The following is a 13203-nucleotide window of genomic DNA, read 5'->3' as shown; positions in this document are numbered from 1 at the left end:
AGGAATAACACAGGTTGATACACAGACCACGGTTAAATTTATCTAGTGCCTAATCAATTTAAATATGCCTTAAATGGATACCTGAAAAAAAGGAAGATGATTTATCAAAATCAAATCGATGTCTGAACCTTGTTGCGCGCGAACCTAAAAATCTTAAATGAACAAAAATTACAGAGATTCACGAATGTGTGATGAAGAAAAACAGGGATTGTGATTTGAAAAATGATTGGATGTTGATAAAGTTTAAATTAAAAAATCCCCACCATTCCCACACGAAAATGTGTAGGTAATATGGGGAGTTTATGGGATTGGTAATTTTTATTTGAAAATATTAAAGTATTTAAAAAACAAATTTCTAAGACAATTCATTATACTTAATTTTGTTATCTTTACTTTTTGCTATAGGATACTTCTCCGCGTTTTTCACTAACTTCTCACGGATAATATCATTAATATCAAAATTTAAATTGTCTGCTAACATATAGCTATATATTAAAACATCTGCTATTTCTTCAGCTAACCTTTCACGATTAGTTTCTACTACTTCTTCAGATGTTTTCCATTGGAATAATTCCAATAACTCAGCTGCTTCTAAAGTAATGGACAATGATAAATCTTTCTCATTATGAAATTGTCTCCAGTTACGAGCATCTCTAAATTTATTAATTTCTTTCACGATATCATTAATTTCACCCATTGCTCTCATCCTTTGCTGCTATTTTTAGTGCTTCTCTTAATTGATCATCTACAGCATAAATATATAAGCCATTTACACCACGTGTTAATAAGACATTTAATTCATTCTTCAAAAGCATTTCTGAAAAATACTGTTTTGATCCGTCTTTTAACGTTCTTCTTTGCGTAGCTTTTTTATTAGCACTCTCACTTTTGTCAAAAATAATTTTGCCATCTCTATATTTAACTGAAGGTCCTATAATGACGCCCGCAAAGTTTAAATCTAAACCTTGTATAGTAAATGTTGAGCCTATTTCATCGATTGTTTGATCTTGCTCAACCCACGGTAAACTAGCTTGATTTCTATTAGCTTTTAATTGATAATTCCAAGGCATGGACCAATTTCCGATTTTAACTCTCCAAAAGTCTTCATTATTAGGTGGCTTGGTTCCATACTTCCAATCAAATGTAGCAAGCATTCGTGATATACCACTATCTGTATGTGCAGCTTTTATCTTAATAGCTTTTTCTAACTCATCTGGTGTATCAAAGATTTTAATATCATATCCTAATTTATCTTTAGGTATAGAATTTATTACTTGATAATCAACTAAATTTCTGATCCAATTAACAGTTGAAATATTACTATTTATACGCATTTGATTTCTCAATGTTACATGATTACTATTACTTTTGGCTTTATCAAAATATTCATTCAACTTATCTACTTCCCAAATTTGTTCAGTAGTAAGAACTTGTTTTATATCAAATACAATTACCACAACTTTGGCTCTCGCCAATAAATCATCTAAATGATTTTTACCTTGATAACTTTGCTTCCCTTGAGTTAAAAGTAAGTGTGCTTCATCAACAATAACCACATCTACTTTTTCATCTGATGAGTTGTTATTAATAAAACTAGTAGGTTTTTGAACAATTTTATTTTTTTTATTAGCTATACCTAATTTAGAAGCTATTTGACTATATATAGAAACATGCTCATTATGGTTAACTAAAAGATGAATATCTAAATTTTCATCTAAATCCAAATTATATTTTCCTAATTCATAAAGTAATGTACTCATTAGAACTGTTTTACCCGAGCCCGCTTCTCCTTCAACAATAATTAATTGTCCATCTTCATTTAAAAGTATACTTTCTTTAATTTTAGTTAGTATTTCTTCTTTAGCATTAATTTGTTCTTGTGTCAATTTATGAAATGGAGATGCTTTGAATATAGCTGAATCTTTAATAATACTTTCTATAGGAAATAACGATTTATTTTTTTTATTTAAAGATTGCCATATTTCAGAGAATATCTCATCAAGCATTTCCGATGTATAATATTCATTTTGTTGATTTGTTCTACTATTATGAACTCTAGATATATTCTCTACACTCAGCAAATACTGCATTAACCTATTTTCAATATCGAGAGTCAAAGATTTATTAAATAGTTCATGACCAATCACATACATTGATGATTTTTTTGATTCAGAAAAATCTTCCCAAAATGATTTTGCCTTCGTATCAGCATTAAGATGTTGTCTTGTTCTATTTCTAATATCAGCTGTTTCTCCCACATAAACTTCAAAATTATTTTCACTCTTTTTGTCATTAATGATATATACAGTCGGATATCTCAATAAAAATTTCCCATTTGTTGAAGTATTCCACTTACGCACTGAGTTATCTAAATTCTCTAATGAATAGTTAATATTTTCTATTTTTAATAAGTTTCCCATTATATCACCTATCAATTTCTCATATATACATCTCTATTTTATCAATTTTGTGCTAAATTAATATACTTTTTTATTTTTATTGAGAAAAAATTGTAATCATCGAGATAGTATACTATGTACATGATACTCAAGTTACGTGAATACCTTAAACCATCCAACTGTTGCATAATTAATTCTCTAACAATTATTTACCTTGATTATTCACAATATTATTTATTTTATAAATTAAGTTATATATAACTAAAATTATTAAATTAAAATGATTCTATATATAATAATCGCCTAAAAATCAAATAAACATTTGATCTAATATATCTATTTTGTGTAGTATCATATAATATTAAAGAAAAACTAATAACTCCTTAAACAATCTTAAACATAAAATTGCTTAAAATAATATGTACATGTTCTTTCTTAATACACTAAAAACCTTATCCCTTATGGTACGCTTTCCTGAGTTAGTGATATTCCTAAAAAAACTCTTATCGATTAATTCGTTAAGTGTCTTCACTATATTTAACCAGTATTTCTACTGATTTTTTAAACCTCTTTTTCACCTTAAATTAAGACTTTTCAATCTATAATTTGCTTTAAACTTTCACCTATCTTATCTAATTTAATTACCATTTCATTTCCTGCAAATACATATTCAGTCTTTTTTATAATGCCATTTATTTCATACTTATCAGAAACAATTCTTAATATGTTACCATCATAACTTTTAATAAACGACTCTATATATGCATCTTTTTCTTTATCATGAAAGCTAGATATTGATCCCTTTATAATTCCTCTAAAATCTTTAACCGTTAGTAGTGCAGGATTATAAGCAACCACATTGTCAATATCATTACTAACATCTATGATAATCGCATCACGGCCACCCAAAGAGTGACCTGTGATCGTATCTATCTCATAGTCTTTTTTAATATCTTTGATAAATTGTTGCGTGTTTTTAAAATGCGCATCTTTATCTGTAATAGTGTTTAATACAATGTTTGCATCTGCGGCAAAATCTAGCATTGACCATCTATTGCCTCTTGTTTATCCTTAATAAAATTAAAGGGGTTAAGCGTATTTTTTAATTGTTCCCCATATACATTTGTCCCTGCCATTCCCCCAGTCACTTTTCCTGTATCTTGATTTAAAAAGGCAGTTGACGTCGTTTCTTTATTAGGATTCGTGTAGCTATCTACATACTCAAGATTTGAAGGAAACTCTTTGCCATTCTTTAATTTCTGTATTTGCATTTCAATTTTATTTTTATCTAACCCATTAGTATTCGCATTTTCTATTTCTTAACTAATTGACTATATTGTACTAGTTTCTTCTGAATTATTAGTTAAACTCTCCACTTTTATTTGATAATCTTTTTGAGCCATAACTACTCACCCTTACTTGGATTAAAGTTCATAAAATCAGAAAAATATATATTTTCTCCACTTTTTTCTACAAAAGTAATTTCAAGATCTTTATATCCCACTGATGATTCTTTTAAATCACCAGTTCCTTTTAATAATAATTTAGGTGCTTGCTTAGTTGGAATATCATATCGCTTTCTTAATTGTTTTACATTGTAATTATTATTTTCTAAATCATATTCTGCCGAATAGCTAGGTACATTGGGATTATATGAAATATCTCCATTTTTATAATCATTTAAATCTTTAAAGTTTGCGTATTGCGCAAAGAATTTAAAATTTTCTATTTCACTTTTTAGTCTATTATCAATGCTTTTTTCAATCGGAATTATTTTATTATCTTTCATTTTTATTGGATACTTTTTATCATGATGATGGGGTCTTCCTTTTTTATCATAAGTGACTTTGCTTATAATATATTCACCTTTAGATGTCCTAGTATTTCTATCTATATCTAATTTCATACTTCTTGTTTCAAGGTCATCACCTTTACGTTGAATAGCCATTTCAGAGTAAAGTGTCCATGTCCCTTTATCATCTTTATCAAATTCTTCATCTCGATAACCTTCTTTATCGTATAGTTCCTCAAGATTTTTGATAGGATACATACTTAATGTCTTATTAAAACTTTTTTTGATTTCCGTTTCTTTACTATCGTCTTTATTCATAAATCCACATCCACCAATAAAAATCGTTATTAATAAAAAACTGATGCATAAAAGTAACTTTTTCGAATGTTTCACATTTTCACATCTCTCTGTTTTTGAATTCTTTTTTTAAATCATGGTATCTACATATACATATTGAGTTATAATGCAAATCTCTCTTTCATATTATCAAACAATAAACACCCATTCATTTTAATTTATTTTTTGTATATTATTGTTACGTTTATATAGTATGAAAACCACATAGTCATCTTTATGTATAACTACGTGGTTGCTAATTATTTTTACTTCTAAGTAGTTTTATTAATTTTAGTAATCATTTCACGAGTGCGACCATGACAAATTATAATGGTATACGAGTGACATGTAGTTTAAAACTATACGCTTCATCTTAGTAGAGATTTTCTTAAGTGTAGCGTAATTATTTTCAGGTAATATACGAGCCAATTAAGTATACTCAGATGATCAAATATATATAAACAATCAGCGTGATTACGAAAAAGAATAAATTTAAGCACTTCGACAGAAATAGTAATACCACGCGTTAATTCTCTCATACGACGGTCTCAAAATGATTGAATTTATCGAGTGTCTAAGCAATTTAAAAATGTCATAAATGGATACCTAAAAAAACACATACATGTTCTGTCAAAATCAAATCGATGTCTAAACTTTGTTGTATACACACCTAGGAGTCTTAAATGAACAACGAGACCTGCTTAATACACATTTCGACTTAATTGAACAAGAATTATAGAAAGACTTGAGCAAATAATGAAAGAAAATGGGGCGTGTGATTTTAAAAAGTTGAAAAAATGATTGGATGTTGATAAAGATTAAATTAAAAACCTCCCCATCTTACCCACACGAAAATGTGTAGGTAAGATGGGGAGCTATAGTTTTATAATCATTTTTTATAATAAAAAAGTGATTTAATACGTTATAATTCATTTAATGACTTATTTATTTTTAGTTCAATTGGACCTTTTTTACCTCTTTTATTTTTGAGTTCAGAATATAATCCTTCATTTTATTACTATCATCACAAATTCTAGGAGTATTCTTTTTACTACATAGTTTCCTGTATTTTTGTCAGTTTTAAATAGATTTTGTATTTTTTGGCTGTATTCTTTATTAAAAGTAAAGGATTTGTAATTTTCTCCATATGTTATTAATGGTTAATAGCTACCCTCTTTATTTCCAATACATGTTCCGGGAATAATATTACAATGTCCAGTCAAATCGTTTTTTTCTTCTGAAATTCCAGGTAAATGATGATCAATCACATCATCAATATCAATTTCATCTCCTAAATTTTCAGCAAAAAATCTTTTTAATTGCTCCTTACTTCTATCCCCTTTTAAAGGCCATTCAATAATAGTTTCACTTTCAATAACCGTATATATCATATAATGATTGTCTTCATCTTTTGTCATACAAAAAAATGGGTCTTATATTATCTGATAATACATCTTTAGACATAGAAGTTGTCGCGTGACAAAAACTATATAAAAATATAAGGGTCTTCATTTTAATCTTTTTTTAAACCATCGAAATACAACATCAGATTAGCATCTTGCAATTCAATATGTACAAACTTTCTATAAGTATGAGGAACCAATATAATATTTTTTCCCAAAAATAACCTCCATTCATAATTAGAAATGACTAATAATTTTATTTCTAGGTATTCATAAGTGAATGTATAAAAATACTGACAGCTGAGTAAATTTACTTAATACTTTTTTCATGACTAACCGATATTGATATAGAACTATGATAAACTCATTTCCTAGTTATTTTTTAGTATTTAGGTTCTCTAATCTTTCCAACTTAATATATAATATTATTTTAACACTATATAATTATTATTTAATTCATCAATAAAATTAACGTCTTTTTCTTCTTTTTCGCTTAAAGCAGTAATATCTAGAGGTAAGTTCACTAAATTTGATAGCTTTTTCTTAAATTTATACAAATCTTTTCTAAAATCACTTGAATAATACTTATAAATTATTACTATATCGATATCATTTGAGTTTTTTTTATCCGTTAAATAAGAACCAAAAACATATATCCTATTAAAAGTTTTATAAAATTCCATTTCTTTTTTAAATTTATTATTATTTAATTTTATGAACATAAGAAAAATACTCGTTTTTAGTTAGTAATTTTATTTCCATAGTAGAAGCAAGCTCTCTAGCCTCTTTAGATATACTTTTATCATCATTCCAACCATGTAAATTAACAACAATTGTGCCTTGTGAAAAAGCTTTCCTATATAAGTATTCTTGTGTCAAACAATATTCGTATACAAACACTATATTATAAGAATTGATAATTATTTCTCTTAAACTAGGTAACGCTTTGAAATGAAATGTAATTTTATTGTTATTTAGATATTTCAAAGCAAAATTCAAATCGTCCATTCTAACTTTAGTTTTTCTAAAACACTTATGAGAATGACATAATTGTTTTAATCGAGGTAAATTATCTAAATATATTTTTTCATTTTCTCCTAATTTATTTAATTGTATATATGGTCTTTCTTTTGCCAAATTTACATGATCAAATTTATTATTTCTTAAATATACACTTATTAAACTTTCTATAGATGCAACTGATTGCAAAAATGATTCGTGAAAATCTTGTTCGATACCAAATATTGAATTTAATTTTTTTGGATATAACATTTTACGTATTTTTTCCTCATCAGACCGACTTCTTTGGAACTCATCAACGTGTAAAATAAAATTGTTTATTGTTTTTCTATTAGAATCATCACTATACTTATAATCTTCAAATAAATGTCTATTTTTGTTTATCAAGTTTTTTATTTTACTGTTATTAACTATAATGTTTTTTTCAAATTTTTCCCATTGATTTTTATTACTATCTAAATAATAATTGTTGTAAATTAATTGATTTTCCAACAAAATAGGTCTTACTTCCTTTTCCAATTCTTCAAAGCTTAAGAATTTTTTTTCTATTATTTTATTTAAATCATTTTTTCTTTCTTTTTTCCAACTTTTTATTTCTTCTATAGTAAATTCTTTATTTTTATCAAAACGGGTATGACAATTCGGGCATAATATTATTAAATTTTCATAACTATTATCTTGAGATTGACAATATTCAATTATATGAGCTTTCTCACTTATATCTAAATCAAAATTAACTATTTTTTCCTTGCATTCAGGATTTAAACAAACCCCTAATGATTCAGCATATAAACTTCTTTCAACTTTTATAGGTATCTTTTTTCTATTCATCTATAATTCTCCTTTTTTATGTTTTTAAAATATAATATTTATATTAAAAATTAAGCTATGCTGGCTATGAAATATTTATTAGTATTTTGAATTATTACTCCCTCGACAACAATGATTAGAACAAAAAAAGTTGGATATAGAGTATTTCCTTTTCAATCTTCGACTGTCATGTTTTAAATGCCTAAGATAAATATTTAAGTATCGTACTCTATTTTTCTAGGAATTATGTCACAGACTCTCGTATTTTTTATTGAATTTCACTTATTGTCTTACACTTTTAATTCGCCCATAATTTTTCAAGGTAAATAGATATGTTTCTCTCACGACTTTATCATTTTCTTAAAGTGCTGATGACAGCTTAGGTGCGTTCATATTTCATATCTTTCCCTATACTAAGCTCTTTAAATTACTTAACTTTATATCATTAGTTGTATTCTTTCACTTTTTCTCATCTCAAAATTCAACTCCTTTATTTTAATTCTATGCCAGTTAAACTAGCAAATTCTAATTCTTCATTAACTTTCACAATAAATAAAAATACTACTATAAGAATCTCTATATAATTAAATTTATGAATATCCGAATCATTTTCTTTCTCTGAAATTCTAGAAAATTTTCCATGAATGTATTTATTTCTTAGACCTAAAGAATTATCAAAATTTTTATTGTCTAATATATATTTTAAATAATCTAACTCACTTTTTGAAAAAAGCAAATTAGAGGTTTTAAAATATTTTTTTTTAACTCCCTCATAAAGAATATTAAGTTCATCATCATTTAAATAAATAGAATTCAAATACCCATACTTCCAAATTTTGAAAATAAGAATAATATAACGTTCGTTTTCAAACTCTATTTTTTTGTTATTTTCAATCAAAACTATTTTTTCTGATTCAAGAAAATCAATATATTTTTTTTGAACGTTATTCAATTCATTATATTCAAGACCTTCAAATATTTTTTCTGCTAAACATTTATATGTTTTTTCTTTTTTACTATAGAAAGAAAAAATAGTTGAATTGGAGAAAAGATTTTCACATATTTTTGCGATTGTGTCATTACTCAAATAAAAATACTTATCTTGTATAAATGAAGTTAAATTGTCATAACTCACCTGATCTCCTAAAGCTTCAAATTGCTCATCAAAAATTTCATGTTCTTTTCTAATTAAATAAAATTGTTTAATTAAACTCTCAAATCGTGTCAATAATATGATTATTTTGTCATGAAAATCGATATGTGTAGGAATTTCTTCAATAAAGAAAGAATTAATATTAAATTCTTCAGGTACATATTCATTAAAATATGCTGCATAAATATTTGTTAGTTCAATACCTTTAAAGTTTAATAAGTCATAATAAATCATAAATAACGATTTATATATATTAATCATGTATTCTTGTTCAAAGTACACTTTATAACTTTCTTTAGTAAATTTTTGTAATTTATTTAAAAAGTTATTATCATCGTAATTTATTACAAAATTAAAAATTCCATTTCCATTAACAATACCTATTAAATCAATTATATTATTTAATACCATTCTTAAATCTGTATATTCTTTTAAAAATCTTTTATTCATAGTAATTGTTAATTCATTTTGATCATTAAAATTATAGCTAACTATTTGTTTTACATTTTCATCCATAATTATATTAAATGAAAATCTCATATAATTATTTTTTTGAAAAATCTTTTCATTTTCTAATTTAAGTAAGTTTCTAGCTTTCACTTTATTTTTATAATCTATTTTAAAATCTCTAATTTTTGTGTTTTTGGATATAACTTCAAGCGTAAATAAATTTAATCTTTTAAATTCAAGATATCTATCTATTAAATCATTAAAATCGCTTATATTAAAAGACTTAGGGATATAAATATTTGTATCATTATCAAATTCTTGAATAAATAACTCTAAATATCGAGGGTTATTTAAAATAGTTCTTTTTATAAAATTATCGTATTTATCTACAATTTTCTTTTTAGTCAAAATTGTATTTAACTTCTTTATATATCTATTGTAGTAGTAACTAAATTGATCTTCATTTATGTTTTCAATTAGTTTAAAATTCACAAAAACATCCCAAAAATCATTTATATATTGAATATCTATACATTCATAGTCGTAGAAATTTTCACTTCCTACAATTTTTATACCTTTTCCAATAATAGTTTTACATCGTGTTAACTTTTTATTACATATATCATTATATTCGATGTATAATACATAATTATATAATTCCAAAATTTCATTTATATTTATATTTTCTATTCCGTTTTTTTCAATATTAGAAATAAAACATTCTATAATATTTTTATTCAAATAACTATTTTCATAAAATTTAAAATACTTCATTTAATCACCTGCTATTAATTATTATATTAAATGATATATTATCAAATGTGACAATAAAAATTATTTAACAAAAGTAATTCATATATAATCTAATACGTTTCAATAAAATCAAAATAACTTTATTAATAGCTGACATAAAACCGCATCATTTATGATACACTTCGCCTCTCATGATCTTAAATGCGCGATAAATTTGTTCGATTAATATGACGCGCATCATTTGATGTGGGAAAGTCATATTGCTGAATGATAAAGCATAGTTGCTGCGTTGTAAGACGTCTTGGTGTAAACCATTGGAGCCACCTATGACAAATGTAAAGTCGCTTTGACCTTGTGTCATGCGTGTTTGTAGTTCTTTAGCGAGTCCTTCTGAAGACAACATTTTGCCTTTGATTTCCAACGTGATTACTGTGGATTGAGGTTTAATCTTATTGAGTAGACGTTGGCCTTCTTTTTCTTTGACTTGTTCAATTTCTTTGTCGCTCATATTTTCAGGTGCTTTTTCATCTGGTACTTCTATTAATTCGATTTTCGTGTAAGGCCCTAATCTTTTTTCATATTCTGCAATGGCTTGCTTCCAATATTTTTCTTTTAGTTTTCCAACTGATAAGATAGTAATCTTCATTTTATCCTCCGTAAGAACATAATTTATTCGAGTTATCCACAAGTTATACACTTGTGCACACAATTCCCTCTTAGTATAACAATTAAATTAACATTTTCTTAGTGTTTTTTAAGAATTATACACAGATTCAAAGAAATATCTTGTGAATTTGTGGATAAGTCTGTGAATAATGTGGGTATTTATGTGTGTATTGTACACATTTCTGGATAACTATTGCCTAATCAGTGGATAACTTTACGGTCGTCTTAACGTTATTTTTACAATTATTCCCTATATCACAGACCTTTTAGACTTACTTACTACATATATCATCATTGATATCCTAGTTTTCCACACACATCTTTTTAACCCTAAATTAATATCATCATTATCTTTATGTAAGTGAGCTATCATCTAGCAGTATATGTATCACCCCTACCTGAGTCTAATCAATCATCACTACGACATTCAATCAAATATGTGAGTAATTCGCTTTCACCTCAATTAAGCATGTGATCAATTAAATGAATTCATATTAACTACGATGATATTGACTTGATAAACTCTCACATGACAATGCTTTGAGTTACAACATAACTATGAAAGCAGCGGTAAATCATTTATTGCTTTAAATCATACATGTGTTGAACATAGAAACTCATTTTTATATTAAATAGCATGACCACTAACTATAAATACAATATATTTAAATATTATTTAAATTCCAATTTTTATTTTGTTACAATTTATAAATGTTTTAAATTGTAACTTTATATTTAAGCTTTTATGAGAGTCTTAATATTTTATTTATTCATATTTTTACAACATTACTTTTTTATCAATTAGGAAATGTAATATAAATCACAAAGCGTGTAAGACATCGTTTGCCCTCGACCACGGTGCATTTTCATTTCATTAAAAAAATTCCTAATGCACTAGCCCGTTTAAACTAACACGTAATCATTCCCTGCACTTCTCCTGAAATCTTTTTCCAAAAAAATAACCTACTTAAGCGCAATACTTAAGTAGGTCGTTTGTCTTACCTCTATTCAATTATAGTGTATAAATCGGTGTGGCTTGTGCTTTATCGGTATCGCAAAGCAATACTTCTTTCTCTGTATCGATATCGTGTTCGTTGAGCACTTGTCCAACACTCATGCGTGCGAGGTCTTTCATATTATTGTCTTGTGATAAATGAGAAAGGTATATACGTTTCGTATTACCTGTAATGACATCACTCATCGCAAGGCCTGCATCTTCATTGGATACGTGACCCATATCACTTAAAATACGTTGTTTCGTCTTCCATGGATAGCGACACATGCGTAACATATCGACGTCGTGATTACTTTCAAACATAAAGACATCACTACCTTGAATCATACCTTTCATACGATCTGAAACGTAACCTGTGTCAGTAATCATCGTGAATTTCTTATAGTTATTGTGGAAGATGTAGAATTGTGGATCAATCGCGTCATGTGACACGTTAAATGATTCTATATCAAATCCTGCAAGAGATTTCGTTTCATATGGATTAAAGATAAATTTCTGATCCATTGGAATGCGACTATCTTTCTTCTCTATCGCTTTCCATGTATTCTCATTCGCGTAAATTGGAAGTTTATATTTACGTGCTAAGACACCAAGACCTTTAATATGGTCGATGTGTTCATGTGTCACTAATATTCCGTTTAAATCCTTAATGCTTCTGTCGATTTGGCTGAAAAGTTCTTCCATCTTCTTGCCAGTTAAACCTACATCGACGAGTAGGCTACCTTTCTCACTTTCTACGTAAGTGGCGTTACCTGTACTACCACTTGCTAATACACTCATACGTATCAAGCGACTCATCCTTTCTCATATGTACCATAGTTATTTTGTTTATAGGGGTGCGGGGGAACTCGAGTGTCTTACGCTTTATTGAGATGCTTCGACTAAGTTGGCTTTCACTCAATGTTGATTTTTTATCCTAAATTGCGTAGATATTTTAAAGTTTTGACATTCCTTAATACAGTTATTCAAATATCGAAACGTCACGTCCTCTAAATTTCCTTTATATTATACTATATCAATTTTAAAAGTTGAGTTCCAATAGTCCGTTTATCGAAGACAGTCATTCACCTCTTAAAATGGTACACCGCTTCATAACTACCTTGATATTGAGCCTGGCATTGCATCCTCTTAAACGACCTAACATATCAACCAACATCATTTTTGATATCCACCCTATTTGATTACTCAAGCACTTTCAATACTTAAAAAAGCCTGAAATCACTCATCGGTGTCTCAGGCTTAGTTTATATCATCTTATATAGCTTCATAATTAATCTGTAACTCATCACATGTCGTTGGTTCGATAAATGACTTCCAACATAAATACGCCAAAGTTTGCTCTAGACAGTACAAATTAACGTAACCTTCTATGCTATCGCTTGGCGGTTTCATTCAAACGTCACGTC

The 13203-nt window shown here is 27.1% G+C and carries 12 protein-coding genes; all 12 read right to left on the bottom strand.

The annotated features are described in order from the left end of the window. Positions 1–355: 355 nt before the first annotated feature. The 12 genes from ACVBFA_RS02360 to ACVBFA_RS02305 all read right to left on the bottom strand — a co-directional run bounded on the left by ACVBFA_RS02360 (position 356) and on the right by ACVBFA_RS02305 (position 13189). Positions 356–697 (bottom strand): nucleotide pyrophosphohydrolase, encoded by a 342-nt coding sequence (locus tag ACVBFA_RS02360; RefSeq protein WP_126122654.1) that lies wholly within the window; start codon positions 695–697, stop codon positions 356–358. Continuing rightward, positions 690–2420, bottom strand: a complete 1731-nt coding sequence (locus tag ACVBFA_RS02355; RefSeq protein WP_447158770.1) for a DUF2075 domain-containing protein — start codon at positions 2418–2420, stop codon at positions 690–692. Before ACVBFA_RS02355 ends, ACVBFA_RS02360 begins: the two co-directional genes overlap by 8 nt. A 573-nt stretch (positions 2421–2993) precedes the next feature. Next, positions 2994–3443, bottom strand: a complete 450-nt coding sequence (locus ACVBFA_RS02350; protein WP_237638897.1) for a hypothetical protein — start codon at positions 3441–3443, stop codon at positions 2994–2996. Then, positions 3437–3670 (bottom strand): hypothetical protein, encoded by a 234-nt coding sequence (locus tag ACVBFA_RS02345; RefSeq protein WP_237638896.1) that lies wholly within the window; start codon positions 3668–3670, stop codon positions 3437–3439. Before ACVBFA_RS02345 ends, ACVBFA_RS02350 begins: the two co-directional genes overlap by 7 nt. Positions 3671–3804: 134 nt before the next feature. Then, positions 3805–4584, bottom strand: coding sequence for a tandem-type lipoprotein (locus ACVBFA_RS02340; RefSeq protein ID WP_099606512.1), 780 nt, complete (start codon positions 4582–4584; stop codon positions 3805–3807). 1103 nt (positions 4585–5687) lie between these two features. After that, positions 5688–5945, bottom strand: a complete 258-nt coding sequence (locus tag ACVBFA_RS02335; RefSeq protein WP_237638895.1) for a hypothetical protein — start codon at positions 5943–5945, stop codon at positions 5688–5690. A 410-nt stretch (positions 5946–6355) separates the two neighbouring features. Next, on the bottom strand, positions 6356–6652 hold the full coding sequence (locus tag ACVBFA_RS02330) for a nucleotidyltransferase domain-containing protein (RefSeq protein WP_062837789.1): 297 nt from the start codon (positions 6650–6652) through the stop codon (positions 6356–6358). After that, positions 6633–7781 (bottom strand): HNH endonuclease signature motif containing protein, encoded by a 1149-nt coding sequence (locus ACVBFA_RS02325; RefSeq protein WP_099606511.1) that lies wholly within the window; start codon positions 7779–7781, stop codon positions 6633–6635. The genes ACVBFA_RS02330 and ACVBFA_RS02325 overlap by 20 nt, the downstream gene beginning before the upstream one ends. A 469-nt stretch (positions 7782–8250) precedes the next feature. Beyond that, the gene (locus ACVBFA_RS02320; RefSeq protein WP_447158769.1) at positions 8251–10137 is read right to left on the bottom strand and encodes a hypothetical protein; all 1887 of its coding nucleotides are present in this window, start codon (positions 10135–10137) and stop codon (positions 8251–8253) included. Between the two features lie 145 nt (positions 10138–10282). Then, entirely contained in the window at positions 10283–10762 is a 480-nt protein-coding gene (gene rlmH, locus ACVBFA_RS02315; protein WP_002494607.1) for a 23S rRNA (pseudouridine(1915)-N(3))-methyltransferase RlmH, read from the bottom strand. Positions 10763–11794: 1032 nt separating this feature from the next. Continuing rightward, positions 11795–12595: an MBL fold metallo-hydrolase gene (locus tag ACVBFA_RS02310; protein WP_002501606.1), complete on the bottom strand. Its 801-nt coding sequence runs from the start codon at positions 12593–12595 to the stop codon at positions 11795–11797. Between the two features lie 456 nt (positions 12596–13051). Continuing rightward, a complete protein-coding gene (locus tag ACVBFA_RS02305) occupies positions 13052–13189 on the bottom strand; it encodes a hypothetical protein (RefSeq protein WP_157977666.1) in 138 nt (45 codons plus the stop codon). Positions 13190–13203 lie beyond the last annotated feature (14 nt).

Source organism: Staphylococcus sp. MSU001 (genome assembly GCF_052976705.1).
The sequence above is the reverse complement of the archived record's forward strand: the minus strand, read 5'-3'. Positions and strand labels throughout refer to the sequence as shown.

Coding starts and splice junctions, on each gene's coding strand:
- ACVBFA_RS02345 (WP_237638896.1), bottom strand. CDS start 3,670: ATGCAAATACAGAAATTAAAGAATGGCAAAGAGTTTCCTTCAAATCTT.
- ACVBFA_RS02335 (WP_237638895.1), bottom strand. CDS start 5,945: ATGACAAAAGATGAAGACAATCATTATATGATATATACGGTTATTGAA.
- ACVBFA_RS02330 (WP_062837789.1), bottom strand. CDS start 6,652: ATGTTCATAAAATTAAATAATAATAAATTTAAAAAAGAAATGGAATTT.
- ACVBFA_RS02325 (WP_099606511.1), bottom strand. CDS start 7,781: ATGAATAGAAAAAAGATACCTATAAAAGTTGAAAGAAGTTTATATGCT.
- ACVBFA_RS02360 (WP_126122654.1), bottom strand. CDS start 697: ATGGGTGAAATTAATGATATCGTGAAAGAAATTAATAAATTTAGAGAT.
- ACVBFA_RS02305 (WP_157977666.1), bottom strand. CDS start 13,189: ATGAAACCGCCAAGCGATAGCATAGAAGGTTACGTTAATTTGTACTGT.
- rlmH (WP_002494607.1), bottom strand. CDS start 10,762: ATGAAGATTACTATCTTATCAGTTGGAAAACTAAAAGAAAAATATTGG.
- ACVBFA_RS02355 (WP_447158770.1), bottom strand. CDS start 2,420: ATGGGAAACTTATTAAAAATAGAAAATATTAACTATTCATTAGAGAAT.
- ACVBFA_RS02320 (WP_447158769.1), bottom strand. CDS start 10,137: ATGAAGTATTTTAAATTTTATGAAAATAGTTATTTGAATAAAAATATT.
- ACVBFA_RS02310 (WP_002501606.1), bottom strand. CDS start 12,595: ATGAGTCGCTTGATACGTATGAGTGTATTAGCAAGTGGTAGTACAGGT.
- ACVBFA_RS02350 (WP_237638897.1), bottom strand. CDS start 3,443: ATGCTAGATTTTGCCGCAGATGCAAACATTGTATTAAACACTATTACA.